The organism is Aquimarina hainanensis (genome assembly GCF_042684685.1).
GTDB lineage: Bacteria > Bacteroidota > Bacteroidia > Flavobacteriales > Flavobacteriaceae > Aquimarina > Aquimarina hainanensis.
Window position 1 is genome coordinate 232,556 of sequence record NZ_JBHULX010000002.1, and the last position, 20,721, is coordinate 253,276.

At 35.3% G+C, this 20,721-nt stretch carries 19 protein-coding genes; 9 read left to right on the top strand and 10 right to left on the bottom strand.

The features are described 5' to 3' along the window. Positions 1–39 precede the first annotated feature (39 nt). Positions 40–1,494 carry a S41 family peptidase gene (locus ACFSTE_RS03760; protein ID WP_378256127.1) on the bottom strand — a complete coding sequence of 485 codons (1,455 nt, stop codon included), beginning with the start codon at positions 1,492–1,494 and terminating at the stop codon, positions 40–42. 728 nt (positions 1,495–2,222) lie between these two features. Here ACFSTE_RS03760 and ACFSTE_RS03765 point away from each other — a divergent pair. After that, on the top strand, positions 2,223–5,678 hold the full coding sequence (locus ACFSTE_RS03765; RefSeq protein WP_378256120.1) for a fibronectin type III domain-containing protein: 3,456 nt from the start codon (positions 2,223–2,225) through the stop codon (positions 5,676–5,678). A gap of 110 nt (positions 5,679–5,788) precedes the next feature. Here the strand turns inward: ACFSTE_RS03765 and ACFSTE_RS03770 are convergent, their stop codons facing one another. The 3 genes from ACFSTE_RS03770 to ACFSTE_RS03780 are packed head-to-tail and all read right to left on the bottom strand — an operon-like array spanning position 5,789 to position 8,514. Beyond that, entirely contained in the window at positions 5,789–6,934 is a 1,146-nt protein-coding gene (locus tag ACFSTE_RS03770) for a peptidylprolyl isomerase (protein ID WP_176029473.1), read from the bottom strand. 15 nt (positions 6,935–6,949) lie between these two features. Continuing rightward, positions 6,950–7,507, bottom strand: a complete 558-nt coding sequence (gene gldI / locus ACFSTE_RS03775; RefSeq protein WP_176029474.1) for a gliding motility-associated peptidyl-prolyl isomerase GldI — start codon at positions 7,505–7,507, stop codon at positions 6,950–6,952. Beyond that, positions 7,498–8,514 carry a DHH family phosphoesterase gene (locus ACFSTE_RS03780; RefSeq protein WP_176029475.1) on the bottom strand — a complete coding sequence of 339 codons (1,017 nt, stop codon included), beginning with the start codon at positions 8,512–8,514 and terminating at the stop codon, positions 7,498–7,500. Before ACFSTE_RS03780 ends, gldI begins: the two co-directional genes overlap by 10 nt. A 666-nt stretch (positions 8,515–9,180) precedes the next feature. Between ACFSTE_RS03780 and ACFSTE_RS03785 the strand changes: the two genes are divergently transcribed. After that, on the top strand, positions 9,181–9,600 hold the full coding sequence (locus ACFSTE_RS03785) for a nucleoside-diphosphate kinase (RefSeq protein WP_176029476.1): 420 nt from the start codon (positions 9,181–9,183) through the stop codon (positions 9,598–9,600). A 55-nt stretch (positions 9,601–9,655) separates the two neighbouring features. Here the strand turns inward: ACFSTE_RS03785 and ACFSTE_RS03790 are convergent, their stop codons facing one another. The 6 genes from ACFSTE_RS03790 to recF form a co-directional block, all read right to left on the bottom strand. Next, complete coding sequence (locus tag ACFSTE_RS03790) at positions 9,656–10,324, bottom strand: hypothetical protein (protein WP_378256117.1); 669 nt, start codon at positions 10,322–10,324, stop codon at positions 9,656–9,658. Between the two features lie 19 nt (positions 10,325–10,343). Further along, entirely contained in the window at positions 10,344–11,390 is a 1,047-nt protein-coding gene (locus tag ACFSTE_RS03795) for an acyltransferase (protein WP_378256115.1), read from the bottom strand. Positions 11,391–11,666: 276 nt separating this feature from the next. Next, positions 11,667–12,329, bottom strand: a complete 663-nt coding sequence (locus ACFSTE_RS03800) for an HNH endonuclease signature motif containing protein (protein WP_378256113.1) — start codon at positions 12,327–12,329, stop codon at positions 11,667–11,669. Continuing rightward, positions 12,316–12,612 (bottom strand): DUF721 domain-containing protein, encoded by a 297-nt coding sequence (locus ACFSTE_RS03805; RefSeq protein ID WP_176029480.1) that lies wholly within the window; start codon positions 12,610–12,612, stop codon positions 12,316–12,318. The genes ACFSTE_RS03800 and ACFSTE_RS03805 overlap by 14 nt, the downstream gene beginning before the upstream one ends. Continuing rightward, a complete protein-coding gene (locus tag ACFSTE_RS03810; protein ID WP_176029481.1) occupies positions 12,609–13,055 on the bottom strand; it encodes a lipocalin-like domain-containing protein in 447 nt (148 codons plus the stop codon). The genes ACFSTE_RS03805 and ACFSTE_RS03810 overlap by 4 nt, the downstream gene beginning before the upstream one ends. 7 nt (positions 13,056–13,062) lie before the next feature. Beyond that, positions 13,063–14,142 carry a DNA replication/repair protein RecF gene (gene recF, locus ACFSTE_RS03815; protein WP_176029482.1) on the bottom strand — a complete coding sequence of 360 codons (1,080 nt, stop codon included), beginning with the start codon at positions 14,140–14,142 and terminating at the stop codon, positions 13,063–13,065. 137 nt (positions 14,143–14,279) lie between these two features. Between recF and ACFSTE_RS03820 the strand changes: the two genes are divergently transcribed. The 7 genes from ACFSTE_RS03820 to ACFSTE_RS03850 all read left to right on the top strand — a co-directional run bounded on the left by ACFSTE_RS03820 (position 14,280) and on the right by ACFSTE_RS03850 (position 20,710). Further along, entirely contained in the window at positions 14,280–15,053 is a 774-nt protein-coding gene (locus ACFSTE_RS03820) for a tetratricopeptide repeat protein (protein WP_176029483.1), read from the top strand. A 115-nt stretch (positions 15,054–15,168) separates the two neighbouring features. Beyond that, positions 15,169–15,666, top strand: a complete 498-nt coding sequence (ribH, locus tag ACFSTE_RS03825) for a 6,7-dimethyl-8-ribityllumazine synthase (protein WP_176029484.1) — start codon at positions 15,169–15,171, stop codon at positions 15,664–15,666. A gap of 138 nt (positions 15,667–15,804) precedes the next feature. Further along, on the top strand, positions 15,805–16,098 hold the full coding sequence (locus ACFSTE_RS03830) for a hypothetical protein (RefSeq protein WP_176029485.1): 294 nt from the start codon (positions 15,805–15,807) through the stop codon (positions 16,096–16,098). Then, entirely contained in the window at positions 16,099–18,030 is a 1,932-nt protein-coding gene (mutL, locus tag ACFSTE_RS03835) for a DNA mismatch repair endonuclease MutL (protein ID WP_176029486.1), read from the top strand. Between the two features lie 6 nt (positions 18,031–18,036). Then, positions 18,037–18,789, top strand: a complete 753-nt coding sequence (locus ACFSTE_RS03840; protein ID WP_176029487.1) for a rhomboid family intramembrane serine protease — start codon at positions 18,037–18,039, stop codon at positions 18,787–18,789. A gap of 1 nt (position 18,790) precedes the next feature. Continuing rightward, positions 18,791–19,681, top strand: a complete 891-nt coding sequence (locus ACFSTE_RS03845; protein WP_176029488.1) for a rhomboid family intramembrane serine protease — start codon at positions 18,791–18,793, stop codon at positions 19,679–19,681. Between the two features lie 3 nt (positions 19,682–19,684). Then, positions 19,685–20,710, top strand: a complete 1,026-nt coding sequence (locus ACFSTE_RS03850; protein WP_378297966.1) for an endonuclease/exonuclease/phosphatase family protein — start codon at positions 19,685–19,687, stop codon at positions 20,708–20,710. Positions 20,711–20,721 lie beyond the last annotated feature (11 nt).

Sequence of the window (20,721 nt, forward strand, 5' to 3'; positions counted from 1 at the left end):
AGCCATTCAATTCATGAATGGCTTCTTGGTATATGGTAATTATTTATGTTCTCGATCAAGGATAAATTGTAGTTCAGGATCTTTTTCTTCTAGAAGATACTTCATGTATTGATCTACAGGAACTATATGATCAGGAATAATTCCATGTGGGGTGTCAATCACATCCCCAAAATATAGTTCGGTAATAGGAATTCGAACTCTTAATTTCGTTTTTGGAAGTTTATAGTTCATGAACCACCCGGCAAAAGTGGTGTTTTCATTTCCACCTGTTTCTATTCCTACAATACTTCCTCTTTTATGATCTTTGAATAGTTTAGCGAAATACACGGCCGCAGAAAAAGTATTTCCTCCTATAGTAGTATATACAGTTCCTTTAAAATTGTCTTTGTCCGGAGGGAAGTTTTCTAAAATTCCTTCTTTTAATCGATCATTTCCGATGTAAATACTGTCTTTTTTATCAAAACGTTGGTACAGGAAGTTTTCGAAATTTTTAATTCCTTCATACCCTACAGGTGCTCCATTTTCATCGATCAGATTTTCAGAATACAATTTAATAGTACTAGTCTTATAATTAAATAGATTTTTAAAATTAGTATCCGTAATAAATGAAAATAATAAAGCTGCAATATTTGGATTTCCCCCGGGATTGTTTCGAATATCGATAATAACTGTCTTATATTGATCAGCATTCATTTTTTTGAAAAACTTACTAAATTCTTTATAAGCGTATGCTTCGTTTATATTAAAACTATTAACTGTTAGAATTCCCGTTTTCGAATCAGGAAGATAATGACCGTGAATTGTTTTGTATTGTTCCAGTTTATTAATCGGATGCATTGCCTGAAAAGCTCTTCTGTATAATTCATAATAATCTACAGCGGGAACTTGAATTGTTTTCAGAGTACCTGTATTTATGTTCTTGTATTCTATTGAAAATGAAGTAACATTTTTTTGAATGTAATTAGAGTAATAAAAAGGGAAGTCAGATGAAATGTTTGTTTCTGTATTTGTTTTGATATACCCATCTCCATGAATATAGTAGTGAAGTTTATCTATGATTTCTTTTGTAGCTATTTTTTCTATAGCAGTAATCTCCGTTCCAAAGGGAAGGGTGGTGTTTTTATAATTAATAAACATTTTTCCACCCCTTACGAGTACAGGAAAAGGAAAGAAAATGTCGTTCATAATAGTGTAATCTATAAAATCTTCAGGAGGAGTGTAACTGAGATGACCATCTCCGAATCGATTTAACGCTTGTATAAAATGATGATAGGAAGGCTCTTTTTTTAAACGTTTGATCGCATTTTTTTTGTTTTTTAATTGTAATTCTTTTGATACGTACTTATACGGATTAGGGTGTTGAGCTTCAATCGTTTTGTCAAGTGTTTCTAAATCCGATAAGTAGTCATCTAATGTGAGTTTTTCAATGTCGATTTCCTGAGAAAAACCAAACTGTATTAATAATACGAGAATAAAGGGTACATGTTTTTTCATAAAAATAATTAAGATTTTTTTGAGTGTCTCAAATTCAATAATTGTACCAGTGACTCATTTCAAAAAGTGTATGTTGCGGAAAACGAGTTTTTTAAGGGAGTTTTATGTTTTTATTGTATTTTTTTAACAAACCAGAATGGCACCCGATTAGAAGAAAAAAAGTTTATAAAGAAAATATGTCATTGATGCTTTTCACTTTTATAATCTGAATAGTTGCAGGTTATGTATAAAAAAGGAGTCATTGGTATAGAAAACGATTCCAGTGGTATAATTTAGTTTAGTATGTATTCAAGATTTTATTTTTTTAATAAATGGTTGATAAAGTGTTTTTTATGATAAACGAAGTATTTGGATGAAATTTCTTTGAGAAAAAAGACATGTTTTCTTGGACTTACCTAAAGGAAACTAATATTAAAAAGAGGAAGAGTAATACACAGCCTTTATCTGAAGGTACAGCATTGTTTTGTTATATCGCTGCCATGCAAAGAAAAAAAATGCAGATACTATTTACCTATTAGGGAAGTCTTTGATGTTTTGGTTTGCTAAGAAATTAAAATTTATTTCCTGTATCATGCTTTGTAGACTTGGCTTAGAAGAAATCACAAAGTTTGATCTACATTTTACCCCGAAATTACTAATTTGTTTCAAACGAATACCTCGTGTTTTTACTTCGGGGTAATTCACTAACTTATATACACACAATTTTTTTAACTTTTAAAACTCAACTTATGATTACAAAAAAGAATGTTTTGTTGGCTTTCTTACTGTTTTCGATTTTCGTCACAGCGCAGGATAAAGCAGATAGAGAGCAAATAAAACAACAGACAAACGTACAAGCGTTACAGAAGATTATTGAACAGTCAGAGCGTCAGCTCAAAAATAATTTTACAAAGGCTACTAAACAAAAAATCCCCCTAAGCAGAACTAATAAAGATGGTGCTCTGGGAGTCTTGTATTCTTTTGATAAACAAGGAAATCCGGTATATGCTTATGATGATAATGTCGATGCTGCGATTAGTTGTCGGGCGAATAAGATATGGAGAGGAGGAAGTACGGGATTAAATCTAACAGGTTCAGGGATCGAAATTGGTGTTTGGGAGAGTGGTGCAGCCAGTCCAACCCATCAGGAGCTCAGAGGAAGTACCTCTAATGGAGATGGGGCTTTGCCAACGAATCACGGAACTCATACAGGAGGGACGCTAATTGCCAAAGGAATTGTTCCAGCAGCTAGAGGATTTGCTTCAGAGGCAACATTAAAAAGTTATACTGCAACAGGAATGGTCGCAGAAGCTGCCAGTTTTGCGGCTGCCGGAGGAATCCTGGCAAATAATTCAAATTCTCCGATTGGTCCTTATGGTTTGTATGATGATAATGCCAGAGATATGGATAATGTAGCCTATAATGCCCCGTTCTATCTACATTGCAAATCAGCAGGAAATAACGGAGGAAGATATGGATCTATATATGGAAACCAATTAGCTAAGAATTTATTTGTTGTTGCCAATGCGAATGATGTACCTAATTATACAGGACCAACATCGGTAACTATGGCAAGTTCCAGTACCTATGGACCTCCTAAAGATTGGAGAGTAAAACCTGATATTACCAATAATGGAGTAGATGTATATTCATCAGATGCTATTAGTGATACCAGTTATAGTTCTAAAACAGGAACTTCGATGTCTACTCCTGCTACTGCTGGGACTGTTGCCTTATTGCAGCAGTATTACAAAAGTAAAAACGGAGTATATATGAAAGCTGCTACCGCAAAAGCACTTGTTATAGGTACGGCAGATGAAATAGGAGCTCATGATGGTCCTGACTTTAGAGGAGGATGGGGATTGGTAAATGCAGAAAGAGCTGCAGCAGTTATTACCAATAATGGAGCCGCAGCTGTTATCGAAGAGACTAGACTTCGCTCTGGGGGGACATATACTCGGTCAATTACTTCTGATGGAAGAACTCCTTTGGCAGTTACTGTAGTGTGGAATGATCCGGCAGGAACCCCAACTTCGGGAAATGCATTGGCATTAGTAAATGATTTGGATCTTAGGGTTATAGGAGGGAATAATACTTATTTTCCTTGGGTGATGGTTCCCAATGCAACCTATGATAATTATACTGACCCTGCACAAAAAGGAGATAACTTTAGAGACAATGTAGAGAAAATTGATGCCGTTTTACCAGCAGGGACGTACCGAATTGAGGTCACACATAAAGGAACACTAAGTAATAATTCACAAGATTTTTCTTTGGTGATAAATGGAATTAAAACAAATCCAGATACGATACCTCCAACACCTCCTACAAATGTAACCGCAGTTGGAGTATATTCAACTACGATAGCACTTTCATGGAACGCGGCAACGGATAATATCGGAGTGACATCCTATGAGATTTTTCAGGACGGAGTTCGTGTAGGAACTTCTACGGATACGGCATATACTGTTACCGGGCTTCGCTCGTTAACCACTTATCGTTTTTATGTAAAGGCGAAAGATGGTGCTGGAAACGTATCGACCAATAGTAATACAGTTAGTGTTACCACTGTAGCAACACCAGCATGTACTGGAGTAACTTCATTTCCGTATACAGAAAGCTTTGAAACAGACTTTGGCGTTTGGGTAAACGCAACTACTGATGATATCCAATGGACAAGAGATTCAGGAGGAACTCCCTCTACAGGAACGGGACCTTCATCGGGACAACAGGGAGCCTATTATATTTATACAGAAGCCTCTACTAATGTAAGCCCGGTAGGGAGTCCTAATAAAGTAGCTATTTTGGATAGCCCATGTATCGACCTAAAAGGAACAGCAGATTATTCGATGGAATTTGGATATCATATGAAAGGGACTGCTATGGGAACCATGGAATTATTAGTGAGTACAGATAATGGAGTAACGTATTCATCACTTTGGTCAAAAACAGGAACTCAGGGAAGTAACTGGAATCAGGCAAGGGTTTCTTTGTCTCCATATGCCGGATCGGTTATTAAACTGAGAATAAAAGGTGTTACAGGGAGTGGATGGAGTAGTGATATGGCATTGGATAACCTTCGTATTTTAGAAATGGTACCAGATAATGAGTCACCAACTCCTCCAACGGCAGTAATGGCTTCCTCTGTTTCTTCTAATTCAATACTTCTTTCATGGACAGCATCTACGGATAATGTAGGAGTCACTGGGTATGACATATTTCAGGATGGAGTAAAAGTAGGAACTTCAGCGTCTAGTTCTTATCAGGTTGTCGGGCTTTCGCCTACTACAGCTTATCGCTTTTATGTAAGAGCTACAGATGCAGCAGGAAATATTTCGGGAAATAGTAATGTGGTTAATGTAACAACAACTGCGAGTCCTTCTTGTTCTGGAGTAAGTGTTTTTCCTTACACAGAAAGTTTTGAAACAGGTTTAGGTATGTGGACAAATGAGCTAGGAGATGATATTCAGTGGACCAGAGATTCGGGAGGAACCCCTTCATTTGGTACAGGTCCCTCATCGGGGCAACAAGGAGCTTATTATCTTTATACCGAAGCGTCTTCTAATACCACTCCCGTGGGAAATCCTAATAAAGTAGCTTTACTGACCAGTGACTGTATTGACTTAAGTGCAGGGAGTAATTATTCGTTGGAGTTCGGGTATCATATGAGAGGAAATGCAATGGGGAAGATGGAAGTATTATTGAGTACGGATGATGGAAATACATATACATCTATTTGGTCCCGATCAGGAAGTCAGGGATCTAATTGGAATCAGGCAGTTGTCGCTTTGTCTAATTATGCGGGAACAGTGATTAAGTTACAGATAAAGGGGGTTACCGGCAATAGCTGGAGTAGTGATATGGCAATTGATCATATAAAAATAATATCTACTGCTAAAGGAAATACCCAGAAAGACTCTTTTGACGATGCGTTTACTGAAAAGAAAGAAGGAAATGAATTTACAGGGCTGATACTATATCCGAATCCGGTTAGTTCTTCTGTAGTACACTTATATTATCCTCAATATGATGAGAAAGTAAAGACAATATTCATTGTCAGAGATGTATTGGGAAATACTATTGAAAAGGTAAAACTTTATTCTTATAAAATGGATTATAGTGTGAAATATTTACCTGCGGGGATGTATTTTGTGAGTGTAGTAACTCCCGAAAAAACAATTAATAAAACATTTGTAAAAAAATAAGAAAAAGGTTTCTTTATTCTGGGAGAATTGATAAACTCAGAGGATCTCTTCATAAAAAAAACGTCCGTTGATCAACGGACGTTTTTATGTATATAAGGTTGTTTACGATCTTATTTAGGAGCTTCTTCCTGAGTTTTGTTAACAATGCTAACTAAATCAATTTCAAAGATTAAATCAGTCTTAGGAGGAATAGGACCTCTTCCTTTTTCCCCGTATCCTAGGTGGTAAGGAATAAAAAGAATAGCTTTATCTCCAACGTTTAATTGTTGTACTCCTTCTTTGAATCCTGGGATCATTTGTGCTTCTGGAGAATATGGCATTTCCATAGGAGCATATCCTTTAGGGTGTGCCGCTCTACGTTCATCAAATATTCCATGCTCTTTTGCTTTTTCAGCAATATTCGTGTCGAATATTTTTCCGGTAGCGAAAAATCCTTGGTAGTTGATGTTAACGAAATCTGTTGGTTTTGGCTTCTCTCCTTCTCCTTCAGTAAGTACTAAGATTTCAAGACCACTTTCCAGTTTTTTAGCTTTTCCTTTTAGTTCACTGTATTTAGCAGCAACTTTTTCTTGCTTTTCTTTAGCGATACGCTCTTTTTCCTTTTTTTCTTCTTCTAATGCTTTTAGTTTTTCATCAAATACGCTTGTGGCATCAAAAGCTTTTGCTTCGTCTCCTTTTCTGATGATGTTTACTTCTAGCATTTTTACTTCTGATTTAGGCTTATCCCCAGGAGCTGTTTCTACTACTCCGATGCTATCTACCACATCCTGACCAATAACAACTTCTCCGAATACGGTATGTTTTTTATTTAGCCATGGAGTTTCTTTTAGTGTAATGAAGAATTGACTACCATTGGTAGCAGGACCAGAATTCGCCATAGAAAGGATTCCTTTAGAGTTATGTGTAAGAGAATCTACAAACTCATCAGGGAATTTATACCCTGGGTCTCCGGTTCCGGTTCCTAATGGATCTCCGGTTTGAATCATAAAGTCTTTGATAACTCTGTGGAAAATGATACCGTTGTAGTATTTTTTTCCTCTATAAGTGCTATCTACAGCTGTATTGGTTCCTTCTGCCAGAGAAACAAAGTTCGCTACTGTAAGCGGTGTTTCATTATAATGTAATTTGGCAACAGTAGTTCCCTTGTTGGTAATGATTTCTGCATATAAACCGTTTTCCAAATCCGGGTATTTGTCTTCACAGCTACTAAAAGCAATTGTGATAAGTGCTAACAATAAAAGATTTAGTTTTTTCATTTTTTGTGTTAAGTATTAATTTTTTGTTGTTGATTCTTGTTTTATAGAGTTTAATGTTACTTCTGCTTTTAACGGAATATTTGTCCCAATCTTGTGATCATCCCCATAATATCCATATGCCTGATATGAGGGAAAGAGAAATGTTATTTTTTCTCCCTGTTTCATGAGCTTTAAACCTTCTCTAAGACCTAAAAACAATTCTTCCTTATCAATTGCATAGGTGACAGTATCTAATTCTTTTTCGCTATAAATAATAGTATTGTTCAAATCACTTAGGTTATAGGTAAAACGAACAACATCTCCAAACTTAGGAGTTCGGTTGGTAAGTGTGTCTTTTTTTTGATAATAATACCAAAAACCATTTTCAGAAGCAATGTAGGTATTGGTACTATCGAGGGCGATGATTTTGAGGATGAGTGCTTCTTCTCTGGCAGATAGTTCCTTGTTTCTATGAATAGATTCGCTCATAAAAGAACCCGAAGAAGTACTGAGAGGTCTTCTGGCTTCCGGAGTCTTACATGAGATTGTAGCAATACCCAGACAAAATAATAAGAGAATGGTCGTTAATCGCATAATTCGGTTTTATAGGACGGTAAGATATTAATAAATTTCTCAACCGTCTCTTCCATACTAAGATTACTTTTTCCTCCGGCAGCATTATGGTGACCTCCTCCTTCAAAATGATTTCTGGAAAATTGGTTTACAGAGAACGCTCCTTTTGAGCGTAGGGATATTTTTATAATATTTTCTCCTTTGTTTTCAATAAAAATCACAGCAAAGATAATTCCTTCCAGAGATAATCCCATATTTACGAAACCTTCTGTATCTCCTTTTTTGAATTGGTGGTCATCTAACTCTTTTTGAGATAAGGTAATATAAGCTGTTTTATATTCTGGTAGTACTTTTAGGTTCTTTAGTGCTACACCCTGTAGTTGCAATCTCGAATAGGTATTGGCATCATAAATACGTTCGTGTATAGCAGTATTGTCTGCTCCTTTATCGATGAGGGCTGCAATTACTTTATGAGTAGTACTGGTAGTAGATCTAAATCTGAATGATCCGGTATCAGTCATAATACCTACATAAATGCAGGTAGCTATTTCCGGACTTATTTTTTCTGTATCACCGAGTTGTTCAATAAAATGATATACCATTTGACAGGTGGAACTCATACTTGTATCACTATAAGTATACGTAGCATAATCATCAGGTTGCTGATGATGATCAATCATGATAAAAGTAGTCGCTTGTTTTTCCAGAAAAGCTTCCATGTCTCCGGTTCTTGAGAAATGATTAAAGTCCAGGGTGAATATGATATCAGCTTCTTCGATCAATTTTTGAGATGCATCTGTTTCATTCTCATATTTAAGAATTGTTTCTTCCCCGGGAATCCATTTCAAAAAGGAGGGATAATCATTAGGAGTGATCACTGTCGAATCATGACCTAATCCTTTTAAATAGAGTGATAGCCCTAATGTAGAACCAATAGCATCTCCATCCGGATTCTTATGTGGGATAATAACGATTTTTTTTGGAGTAGATAAAAGCTCCTTGATTTCTAATATTTCATCTGCATTCATAAGGAAGCGAATATACAATATATAAATATTTTGTGATCCTTTGTTCGTTTAATTTTAAGAAAAACCACCTTTAATTCGGTTGAAATAGTACATATTTAAGACTTTTTTTGAAAAAACCCAACAGCCTTATGGAGAGGGGTAAAGCTTCCTGTTTTGTACAATCGATAGAAAGAAGAGTCGCTGGATTATAAATATAATATATCTGTTTTTGTGTATTATTATTGCAATCAGTTCCCTTGGTTTTATTGGTGTCGCCAAAGAGTATAATATTCTAAGACTTGCTTTAAAATTAAAAATTTGTTTCTGACGAATGCTTCGTGGATTTTCCTCGAGAGAGTTTACGTGATGATAGAGGGAGAATGTTTTGGAGTTTGTGCTGAAATCGAAATGTATCGTTTAAAAAGGGATCAGGTGTATGTAGTCTGAGCCAGTTGGTTGGTATGATATTTTTTGAATTTTAAAGAGAGTTCTGTATGATCTATATACATTGATAGTATGTCAAAAAGAGATGTGTCCCCGTTTTTTATAAATGAAGTGTACTTTACTATAGATAACTCTTGTTTTTATAATCATTATACATACTTTTGCAAAAAATAAATTTTAATAATCATTGATTATTGCTCTTTATTGATTAGAGCTGAAAATTATACAAATTAAGACATAAAAATGGCAACAAACAGAACTTTCACAATGCTTAAGCCGGATGCGGTAAGAAATGGACATATCGGAGCAATCCTTGAGCAAATTACTGCTTCAGGTTTTAGAATTGTAGCGATGAAACTTACACAATTAACTACGGATGATGCAAAGGCTTTTTATGCAGTACACAGTGAGCGTCCTTTCTACGGAGAGTTGGTTGAATATATGACTAGCGGACCAATTGTAGCTGCAATTTTAGAAAAAGATAATGCAGTCGAAGACTTTAGAACATTAATCGGTGCTACAAATCCTGAAGAGGCTGCAGAAGGTACTATCCGCAAAAAATATGCTGCTTCTATTGGTGAAAATGCTATTCATGGTAGTGATAGCGATGAGAATGCTGCTATTGAGGGAGCATTTCATTTTGCCGGAAGAGAGCAGTTTTAATAAAATACTGTTTTTAATTATATCAAAACCACCTGCTAGAGGTGGTTTTTTGTTTTTAGGAGAGTTTGTCTCGTAATAACAGCAGGGATTTTTTATGTACCAGTATATCTGATACCTTTCCTTCATAAGTGGCAACTGTTCTATAGTTTGGGAAACTGAGTTTCGTTTTGGTAATAGAATAGGTAAGGGTGAGCAGGGGATAGTTGAAAAGTAAAATAAGCAATTGGATACCATCTTGTTTTGTGCGTTTTAATCCGATTTTATTAGCTGTTCGCTCGTTGATAATATACGATGTACCTTGAATGATGTATTGCGTTTTTGAATTCGTTTCCAGTTCTTCAACTAATTTGAGAAGCCCTTCAATATAATTGTATAGAATAAAACGGGTTCGTTCTCTTGCATTGGAATTTTTATTGATAGTAAAGCAATAATCTAAGAAAGTCCCACCATGAATTTTGATGCGTTTATTCTTTTCTTTTTCTGCAATAAAGAGAGGGGCGTAGTAGGTGATTTTTTTAGTAGCCTTTAATGAAGGAACATCTATAAAAGGGGCTATGATCGAAATAATGACAGGAAGAATAATAAAAGGGAAAAAATATAAGGTAGTAGCATAAGCGATTACGATACTTATGAAGAAACAAAGCAAGGCGAGGCATATGATTTTGAATATAAAAAAACGCTGTTGTTGCTTTGTTTTACTATAAAAGGAATGGGGTATATTCATTGAGTAACAGGGATGTTTTTTACCCGGTAATATAAGTGGTGTTTTTGATTTTTCCTATGAAAAAAATAAGAAGAGAAGAGATCGTAAAACACAAAATTGTTACAACAGGAATACTAATGCTTGGGTGACATATTTTCCAATCAATATTGAATGAGCTTAATAGAGAAAGAATGAGGATGTGACATAAGTATATTCCGTAACTTTTCTTGCTGAGACTGTGAATCACTTTTTGGTATTTCGGATTGGTAATGACAGCTTTTTTAAAGAGGATAAAAATAGCGGTAGCGCATAAGATTGTATCAAATGTGAGATACCCGTAAAAATAATTAGTAAAGCTGTTATTTTGTTCACTTAGGTAATAAGTACCAATAATAGTGATGGCACTACCTATTGCCAGGAAAATATACCAGATGTTTTTATTAGAGATTTTATAAACGGATAAGTAGTATCCCAGTATAGTATAGCCAATAAAGCCACTAAAATTTCTTAGGTCAACAAAGCGGATGTACTCACGAACTCCAGGAATGTCAATAAGACTTGTGATTCCCCAGATGACTAGAAAATACTGTATTTCTTTTTTTGATGCATTTTTTATCCATTTACTTAGGATAGGGATTAATAAATAGATACCAATTAACACGTAAACGAACCAAAGATGATATTCACTACCTCTTAATAAGTTGCTAAATATAGTTTTGAACACTAATATAAGGGATGAAAAATCCCATTGCAATCTATGGTAAGGAAAATCATAGGCTATGTAGATACAACTCCAGAAAAGAAAAGGAGGAATGATTCTGTAGCATCGTTTTTTTAGGAAAGTAGTCAAAGAATATTCTTTTCGGAATAATAACGCCCCCGTAAGCATAAAAAAAATAGGAACACAAAAACGGGTAGCCCCATCGTATATATTACCAACCCACCAAAGGTTATCTGGAATTTTTTTGAATTCGTATAAAATAGGAGCAGAGACATGTAATAAGATGACGCTGATTGTAGCAAAAACCCTTAGGTGATCTGCCCAAAAAAGAGTATTGGTCGATTGATGAAGAGGTGTATGTTTCATGATGTGCAGTATACTTAAAGTAAGGGGAAACTAGACTGTATAGGAGTTTAAAGTACAGAAAATGAAAGGGATTTAATTCTTTTAACGGGTGAAAGTTTTGTTAAAAAAGGAATCAATGAATAAAAACAGTCGAAGAGTTGTATAAATGTATTTTTTGACGAAAAAGATATGATGTTTTTAAATTTGAGTAGAAATATAAAGGTTGTTTGATAAAAGGGAGAAATACCAGTAAGAATTTACTTATAGTTACAATTCATTTCTATGTAACAACCCCTACTATCTATAGTTAGGTAATTTTGTTTGGTGTTTTTTCTTTATATATGTTTTATTTCCATTGGAATTAATGTAATATTTTCCTCCTCTTGGTCCGGTTAGAATTGTTCTTCTCGATGAATTGTTTGGAGTTGAATAGGTGGGGATTGGGTAGGAGGAAGATGAATAATACCTGTTGGATGTCCTTTTTTTAGGGCTTAGATATACTTTTTTTTCATTGCTGATTATGTAGGATTTTCCTCCGTTCTTTCCAGTGTAAATGGTTTGTTTTTTGAGATCAGTTTCTAAGTAACTTGAATTCGAAATAGAAGAAGTGTTGTGTCTATTATGATAAGTTGAATTTGAATACTGTTTTTGTTTTAGGACTGGGTAAGAAGAGTTGCTTCTCTTGGCTCTTTCTCGCGCTGTTTTTCTTTTGTGTTGTTCAATGGTTAGTAACTGCATATTGCTTGGGTCATCTGTACCTCCTTCAGATAAAGGTTTTATATGATCAATTTCATAGCCAAATGGAATTTTGTTATATCCCAATGATTGTAAAAAAACTCTTTTATTAGCAGCACTTCTTTTTACAAGTGGTTTGCCTGTAGTGGCATAATATTGTCCGTAATAATATTCGGTATTTCCAATCTTGTAAAAGTATAGCCTAACAAAATTATCGAAGTACAATCTTTTTTATCAGATCTTTTCTAAGGGCTTCATTCAGGTTAGAAATAATTTTTTCTTTACCGTAACTAAGCTCTTCTCTTAACACTGATGAGGTGAGTCCTATATATAAGGTGCTTTTCTCCAGTGTGATGGTATGGGTATATTTATTAATAGCACTTCCCATGACCTGTTGCCAGGCGTCCCGTACATTTACTTTGTCCAGACCATTCTCCAGATTATTGCTTTTTACAAAATCCTTGAGAACATCTTTCAGTAACTGATGATCATTCTGTCGTTTGCTCATGGTTGTATTACAATCTTTTTATAAGGTTTGTAAAAATACGTATTTCCAATAGCATTTTTGAGGACAATCTCATTTTCTTTGGCAGAAATAACAGTTTCCTTATACGGGGAATTTGCTTTTTGGTAATAGATAAACAGGCTGTCATTTTCTATTTTTAGCTCGATAGGTTCTCCGGGATTGGTTCGGACAAAAGTACCATCTAATCGAGGTTTTAGCTTTGTACGCATCCCTTTTAGTCCTTCAATAGTAAAATGGTCTACAATAGGGTTGAATCCATATTCTTTTAGAGAACCATCATGCAACCTTACCCGTTCGATTTCCCAATAACCGTTAATAAAAGGGATTAAGTCTTCAGGGTTTTTCCGGGAACAGCTACTGAATACCAATAGGAATATAGCAAAAAGGTATTGTACGCTGGTAGGGAGTATTGATTTGAATGTCATAAGGAGGCTATAGTTTGATGATTTTATACGATTGAGAAATTCTTTTGACAACGGTCTCCGTTCTTTCTGCATGAGTATCACTAATAAATAACTGTCCGAAATTTTGATCATCGACTAGTTTTACGATATGCTCTACTCGTTTTTCATCCAATTTGTCGAAAATATCATCTAATAGAAGTAATGGGTTGACATTACTTTCTTTTTTTATAAAATCAAATTGGGCTAATTTAAGAGCAATTAGAAAAGACTTTTGTTGTCCCTGACTTCCAAACTTCTTAATGGGGTACGCTTCAATTTCAAAAGATAAATCATCTTTATGGGTACCCACGCTTGTGTATTGTAGTGCTCTGTCTTTTGCTATATTTTCTTCCAATAAGTCGAGTAGTGGTTTATCAGAGAGTTTACTTTGGTAATGCAATGCTATTTTTTCTTTTCCAGAACTGATCATTTCATATCTGTTAATAAAGATAGGCGTAAATATCTCTAAAAAGTTAGTGCGTTTTTCGTGGATAATAGAACCGTACTCATGAAGTTGCTGATTATAGATGTCGAGCGTAGTTGCGTCGAATGTATGATTAGCAGCAAAATACTTTAGTAAAGAGTTACGCTGTGAAATGAGTTTCGCATACTTTAATAAGGTCGTTAGGTAGGTAGGGTCACTCTGAGAAATTACCCCATCTATAAACTTACGTCGTCCTTCACTACCTCCAGAAATTAAGTCTCTATCAGCAGGTGATATAATTACCAGAGGAAGAAACCCTATATGTTCGCTAAGAGTATCGTAAGTCTTTCCGTTTCTTTTAATGACTTTTTTTTGTCCTTTTTTGGTACTTACCGTAACTTTTTCATCACGTTCATTTTTTTGATATGCTCCTTCGATTAAGAAAAAATCAGTTCCGTGTTTTATATTCTGACTCGTGATAGGATTAAAGTAGCTTTTACCAAAAGACAGGTGATAAATGGCATCCAGAACATTTGTTTTTCCAACCCCATTATTCCCAACAAGGCAGTTTATCTTCTCGTCAAAATCAAAATTAATCGACTCAAAATTTTTATAATTTAATAAGGACAGGGATTTTAGAATCATAAATTTTTAACATTCAAAAGATAAGAACCTTTGTGAAGTATTTAAATTACGAGCGCAAAATATTGAAAAATATCAAATATTTTCGCTTTTAATTATGAATAAAAATTTTATTTTTGCGCTTACCTAAAACTAAACTCATGGCAACTTATAAAAAACGAGGATATAAACCAAAGAATAAAGTAGAAGAAGTAGAACAGGTAGAAGAGCAGTCGACTACTGCTGAAGTTTTTAATACTTTAGATGAAGGAGCCTCCAAAACAGAAGAGTGGGTAGCCAACAATCAGAAATATATTTTTATGGTAGTTGGAGCTATTGCAATAGTAGTATTGGGGTATCTTGGTTTTCAAAAGTTTATTCAAGAACCAAAAGAGCAAACAGCAGCCAATGAAATGTTTCAGGCTCAGAAGTACTTTGATGATGCCTTGACAGGAAATACAGCCGTTCGTGACTCTCTTTTTAATCTAGCATTAAACGGAAGTAATGGGCAGTACGGATTCTTGAGTATTATTGAAGAATACGGAGGGACAAAAGCTGCAAACTTATCAAGCTACTATGCAGGTGTTTGTTATTTGAAAACAAAAGAATATCAAAAAGCAATTGATCATCTGGATAAGTTTGATGGAGGAGGAGAAGTGTTAGGACCTTTAGCTCTTGGGGTTATAGGAGATTCTTTCTCTGAGCTAGGACAATTAGACGATGCGTTATCATACTATGAAAAAGCAGCAAAGTCAAAAAGTAATGACTACACAGCACCTAGGTTTTTATTAAAATCAGCAATTACTGCAATTGAATTAGGAAAAGCTGATGTAGCTATCACTCATTTAAATAGAATAAAAGAAGAGTTTTCTAAAAGTATAGAAGCAAATCAGGTAGATGTACACTTAGGGCGTGCAGAAGCTATGCTTAATTAGAAAATAATGTAGTAGATCCTCATTTGTAGAGATACATGAGGTATTACATAGATATGAATTTTAATTTCGGAAATTATATTCCGAAACATTCAAATCTCGATGACCGAGTAAATATATGGCTACAGAAAATAAAAATTTATCAAATTACGATAAAGCAACAATCCCAAATTCGAAGGACTTTCGGTTTGGGATTGTTGTTTCAGAATGGAATGATGCAATAACAGAGGGGTTATTTCAGGGGGCTTTTGATGCACTTACAGATTGTGGAGTTCTTAAGGATAATATTGTCCGATGGAATGTTCCAGGGAGTTTTGAGCTTATCTACGGATGCAAAAAGATGAGAGAAAGTTATGATATGCTCGATGCAGTGATTGCTATTGGAAGTGTGATACAGGGAGAGACGAAGCACTTTGATTATGTGTGCGAAGGAGTTACCCATGGGATTAAGGATCTAAATATACAGGGGGATATTCCGGTTATTTTTTGTGTGTTGACTGATAATACATTACAGCAATCTATAGATCGTTCTGGAGGAAAACATGGAAATAAAGGAACGGAGGCAGCAATTGCAGCTATAAAAATGGCGCAGTTGAGAAAAGAAGCTACGTTTTAATTCAATTTTGGTGGTAGAATACCAAATGCGGCATTATCCTTGTTGTTAATATTTCACAAGGTATTGTGTTTCTAAATCCTTTAGAAAACAATGCTTTTTGAGTATATTTGAATCATACAAAAAAGAGAGGAGTAGCGCATGAAAGTAAATATCCTAAAAAAGAAAGAAAACAGAAGGTTTAATTATACCCCCAGATATTACAAAGGCAAGAGCGAGGGGAATATTTATGATTTTGAAAACAGGATTGTAAAATATCGCGAAACTACCAACTCTAGCGATTTTGGTGCGCAATGGTCGGAAGCCAGAAAAGCAAGTCGCCATAGAGGAAATAGAGAAATTAATAGGCGTGTTATCTATATAGCGCTGATATTGATTTTTATCTTTTTGTATTTAATAGATTTTGATTTATCCATTTTTAGTGCGCGACGATAGATGTCTGATATTATTCAATTATTACCTGACCATGTAGCGAATCAAATTGCCGCAGGAGAAGTGGTGCAACGCCCGGCTTCAGTGGTAAAAGAACTTCTGGAAAATGCTATTGATGCGAAGGCAAGCAGTATAAAACTAATTGTAAAAGAAGCAGGAAAAACCCTGATCCAGATTATTGATGATGGAGTGGGGATGAGTGTTACGGATGCGCGAATGAGTTTCGAGCGTCATGCAACTTCCAAAATAAGAAAAGCAGAAGACCTTTTTGATCTCACTACTAAAGGATTTAGAGGAGAAGCGCTAGCCTCTATAGCGGCGATAGCCCATGTAGAATTAAAAACAGCAAGAGCAGAAGATGAAGTAGGAACAGAAATTAAAATTGAAGGAGGTAAAGTTATTGCTCAGGAAGCTTGTGTTACACCTCAGGGGACCTCAATTAGTGTTAAAAATCTGTTTTATAATATTCCGGCAAGAAGGAACTTTCTAAAATCTAATTCAGTAGAATTACGGCATATTATAGATGAGTTTCACCGGGTAGCCATGGTACACCCGGATATTAAATTCGAAATGTATCACAATAATACAGAGGTGTTTAGTTTGCCAGGGTCTAATCAACGCCAGCGTATCGTTCGGATTTTTGGAGGAAAAACCAATGAAAAATTAGTGCCAATACAAGAAGAAACTGATTTGGTAACGATCACTGGTTTTGTAGGAAAACCACAGTTTGCTAAACGAACCAGAGGAGAGCAATTCTTTTTTGTAAATGATCGTTTTATAAAAAGTGCATACCTAAACCATGCGGTGAACTCTGCATTTGAAGGACTGCTAAAAGAAAAAACACATCCGAGTTATTTTATTTACCTGCAGGTGGATCCAAAATCTATTGATATTAATATTCATCCTACAAAAACAGAAATAAAATTTGATGATGAGCATTCTTTATATGCAATGTTGCGATCTACTATTAAGCATAGCTTAGGACAGTTTAATGTAGCTCCAGTATTGGATTTTGATAGAGATGCTTCCATGGATACTCCGTATGAATATAAGGATAAGGCGATCAAAAATCCGGTTATTGAAGTAGATCGTAGTTTTAATCCATTTAAAGAAGAGGGATCTTTTTCTTCTGTTCAACATACATCGTCATCGGAGCCGGTGACAAAATCGTCTTCTTTTTCGAAGAATACAGAAAAGAGTTCCTTCCCTGTGTTCAAAAAAGAGAAAACAGCCGACTGGGAGAATTTATATGTGGGATTGGAAAATGTAGAAGCAGCTGAGTCATCCGGAGAAGAAGAGAAAGTATCTTCTATACAATATGAAAGTACTGCTGTAACAGGTTCTCTTTTTGAAAATGATACAGTAACTTCGCAGGATACCAATGCGACCTATCAATTAAGGAGAAAATATATTGTTACTACGATCAAAAGTGGTATGATTATTATCCATCAGCACCGGGCACACCAGCGGATATTATACGAAGAGTTACTGAAAGATATTACTATGGCAAATGCAGTAAGTCAGCAATTGTTATTTCCTCTTCAGTTATCATTTTCTATTCAGGAGGTAGAAACCTTACAAACAATAAAAGAACAATTAGAAAATACAGGTTTTGTTTTTGGGGAAATAAAAAAAGAAGAAGTAGAGATTAAAGGAATTCCTACAGCTGTAACAGAAAGTGAAGTTTCTGTATTGTTAGAGCAGCTGATAGGGGACTTAGAAAATGAAGTGCCGGATAGTGGATTCTCTCAGACAGATGTATTAGCTAGGTCTATGGCTAAAAGTATTGCGGTCAGAACGGGAGTGAATCTGGAAGAAGAGCAGTTGCAGCACATTGTTAATAGTCTTTTTGCATGTACGGAACCTTCCGTAACACCAGATAATAAGGCTACATTCATCACGTTAACCTTAGACGAAATAGATAAGAAGTTTTAGAAAAATATGGGAAGAATTACAGATACGGTAAAAACCATCTTGATTATTAATATCATTTTTTTTATAGGTTCGCTGACCCTGGGAGATGCAGCGTATAATTTATTTGCCTTGTGGTTTCCTAAAAATTCAAGTTTTCAGATTTGGCAGTTGCTTACTCATATGTTTATGCATGGGAGTGCGGGGCATATCTTCTTTAATATGTTTGCGCTGTATATGTTTGGAAGTCATTTGGAGCATACCATTGGTCAGAATAAGTTTTTGTTCATTTACTTCTCAGCAGGTTTAGGAGCGGTTGCATTTCAGATTCTTTTTACCTATTTTCAGTTTATGCCAGGATATCAGGCTTATATGGATGCAGGCTTATCTGACGCAGAAGTTATTAAGTTTATAGAAGATGCATTAGCTAAAGGGCGATTTAGTGTGTATCCGCAGATTCCACAAGAAGTAACTAATACAATGATTACATCGTATCAAACGCCTATGGTGGGAGCTTCTGGTGCCATCTTTGGAGTACTGGCAGCTTTTGCGGTACTATATCCGAATTTGCCCTTGTATATTATGTTTATCCCTATTCCGATAAAAGCAAAATATCTCATCGGAGGCTATTTTCTATTGGATCTATATGCAGGAATCACGGGGCAGGCAATTTTAGGTCCTTCGAATGTTGCGCATTGGGCGCATATCGGGGGAGCAGTATTAGGGTTTATTATTATGTGGTACTGGAAAAAGAATTCTTTTAATCAAAATAGATGGAACTAATATGGCGCTACTCGATGATTTAAAGCGTAAGTATAGTCTGGCGTCTATGTCAGAAAGACTGATAGCAATCAATCTAATCATTTTTGTGTGTTATCATTTGATAAATACGTCACTGCGTTTATTTCAGGTAAAAGCTTTTGATTTGAATACCTGGCTGGCATTTCCGCAAGAAGTTTCGGAATTGTTGATAAAGCCATGGACACTGTTTAGTTATGCGTTTTTTCATGAAGGATTATGGCATATTCTGTTGAATATGATAGTATTTCATTTTTCTGCCAGATTTTTTAGTACTTATTTTTCGGGAAAACGTTTGTTGACGGTCTATTTGCTTGGAGGCGTTTGTGGGGCTGTTCTGTTTTCATTGGCATATGGAGTGTTTCCTCTTTTTGAATCGATATCGGCAAACAACCTCAGAGGTGCTTCAGGAGCTATTATGGCTGTGATGTTTGTTGTGGTAGGCTATGCCCCGCATCTGAAAGTACGATTGTTTTTTTTAGGAGAAATTAGTTTTTGGTGGATTGCCTTGTTTTTTGTGATGCAGGATATTATAAGTATTCCTACTATGGAAAATTCAGGAGGTAATTTTGCTCATTTAGGAGGGGCTCTTTTTGGATATATCTATGCGTTGCAATTAAAGAAAGGAAATGATATTGGAGCTTGGTTTGAGAAATGGATGGATAGTTTGGTAAGCTTTTTTAAACCGAAAAAGAAAAGTCCGTTAAAAACAGTGCACAAAACTCATAAAACATCTAAAAATACTTCTCGAAGCTCAAGAGCTGAACGTCCAAATCAAAAAGAAATAGATGCGATTTTGGATAAAATAAGTAAGAGTGGGTACGAGAGTTTGACTAAAAAAGAAAAAGATCTTTTGTTTAAAGCAGGGAAAGAATAGGGGATGAGAAAACTATTCAATAAAATTATTTTTTTTGTGAATTCAATAGCAGCTTTTACGCTGTTATTGTCATATTTGTTGCCGTATGTTTCTCCTAAGACATTTCCGTTATTGTCGGTTCTTAGTTTGGCAGTTCCTGTTCTGATCGTTATCAACGTACTCTTTTTTATGTATTGGGCAATTTTATTCAAGCGAAAGTTATTGTTGTCGTTGATTGTATTGCTGTTAGGGGTGTCTCATGTGCGCTCTTTGTATAAAATTACAGGAAAAGAAGTGAAAGAAGAGGCAGGGAACTCGCTTTCTTTGCTTAGTTATAATGTGCATAGTTTTAATCGTTTTCGCTGGATCGACTCAGATTCAATACCTGTAAATATTTCTCAGTTGGTGAAAGAGGTAAAACCAGATATTTTTTGCGCACAGGAATATTACGATAATCCGGATATAGATTTTAGTCAGTATGCGCATAAGTATCAAATCTACAATAATGATAACGGAGAATTGGCACTGGTTATTTATACCAGATATCCAATTGTTCACAAAGGATCACTAAATCTGAAAAATACAGCGAATAACATCATTTTTGCGGATATAGCAATACCGAATGATACTGTACGGGTTTATAATGTGCATTTACAATCTCATAAGCTGAATTCGCAGATAGAGGATTTGGATCTCAACGAAGAAAATTCGGATAAGTTATTAAGGAGTATTCAGGTGTCGTTTAAAAAGCAACAAACCCAGGCAGAGAAATTAATGACGCATATGTCAGCTTCTCCTTATAAAAATATTATTATGGGTGACTTTAATAATACAGCTTATTCGTATGTATATGAAAAAATCAAATCAAAAGGATTGAAAGATGCATATAAAGAAGCAGGAGAGGGGTTTGGTAAGACGTTTAAGTTTGATTTATTCCCGGCCAGAATAGACTTTATATTAGTTCCTGAGGAGTATGAGGTATTGAGTTTTAAAAGTGATACAAGAGAGTTTTCAGATCATTTCCCGATATTCTCAAGTGTAAAACTGTGATCTTCTTCGCG

What these genes read in the sequence shown, in the direction of transcription:
- ACFSTE_RS03780 (WP_176029475.1), bottom strand. Translation starts at nt 8,514, where the DNA reads ATGAATGCAGATGAAATATTAGAAATCAAGGAGCTTTTATCTACTCCA.
- ACFSTE_RS03760 (WP_378256127.1), bottom strand. Translation starts at nt 1,494, where the DNA reads ATGAAAAAACATGTACCCTTTATTCTCGTATTATTAATACAGTTTGGT.
- mutL (WP_176029486.1), top strand. Translation starts at nt 16,099, where the DNA reads ATGTCTGATATTATTCAATTATTACCTGACCATGTAGCGAATCAAATT.
- ACFSTE_RS03845 (WP_176029488.1), top strand. Translation starts at nt 18,791, where the DNA reads ATGGCGCTACTCGATGATTTAAAGCGTAAGTATAGTCTGGCGTCTATG.
- ACFSTE_RS03820 (WP_176029483.1), top strand. Translation starts at nt 14,280, where the DNA reads ATGGCAACTTATAAAAAACGAGGATATAAACCAAAGAATAAAGTAGAA.
- ACFSTE_RS03805 (WP_176029480.1), bottom strand. Translation starts at nt 12,612, where the DNA reads ATGAGCAAACGACAGAATGATCATCAGTTACTGAAAGATGTTCTCAAG.
- ACFSTE_RS03850 (WP_378297966.1), top strand. Translation starts at nt 19,685, where the DNA reads ATGAGAAAACTATTCAATAAAATTATTTTTTTTGTGAATTCAATAGCA.
- ACFSTE_RS03810 (WP_176029481.1), bottom strand. Translation starts at nt 13,055, where the DNA reads ATGACATTCAAATCAATACTCCCTACCAGCGTACAATACCTTTTTGCT.
- recF (WP_176029482.1), bottom strand. Translation starts at nt 14,142, where the DNA reads ATGATTCTAAAATCCCTGTCCTTATTAAATTATAAAAATTTTGAGTCG.
- ACFSTE_RS03830 (WP_176029485.1), top strand. Translation starts at nt 15,805, where the DNA reads ATGAAAGTAAATATCCTAAAAAAGAAAGAAAACAGAAGGTTTAATTAT.
- ACFSTE_RS03770 (WP_176029473.1), bottom strand. Translation starts at nt 6,934, where the DNA reads ATGAAAAAACTAAATCTTTTATTGTTAGCACTTATCACAATTGCTTTT.
- ACFSTE_RS03795 (WP_378256115.1), bottom strand. Translation starts at nt 11,390, where the DNA reads ATGAAACATACACCTCTTCATCAATCGACCAATACTCTTTTTTGGGCA.
- ACFSTE_RS03765 (WP_378256120.1), top strand. Translation starts at nt 2,223, where the DNA reads ATGATTACAAAAAAGAATGTTTTGTTGGCTTTCTTACTGTTTTCGATT.
- gldI (WP_176029474.1), bottom strand. Translation starts at nt 7,507, where the DNA reads ATGCGATTAACGACCATTCTCTTATTATTTTGTCTGGGTATTGCTACA.
- ACFSTE_RS03785 (WP_176029476.1), top strand. Translation starts at nt 9,181, where the DNA reads ATGGCAACAAACAGAACTTTCACAATGCTTAAGCCGGATGCGGTAAGA.
- ACFSTE_RS03790 (WP_378256117.1), bottom strand. Translation starts at nt 10,324, where the DNA reads ATGAATATACCCCATTCCTTTTATAGTAAAACAAAGCAACAACAGCGT.
- ACFSTE_RS03840 (WP_176029487.1), top strand. Translation starts at nt 18,037, where the DNA reads ATGGGAAGAATTACAGATACGGTAAAAACCATCTTGATTATTAATATC.
- ribH (WP_176029484.1), top strand. Translation starts at nt 15,169, where the DNA reads ATGGCTACAGAAAATAAAAATTTATCAAATTACGATAAAGCAACAATC.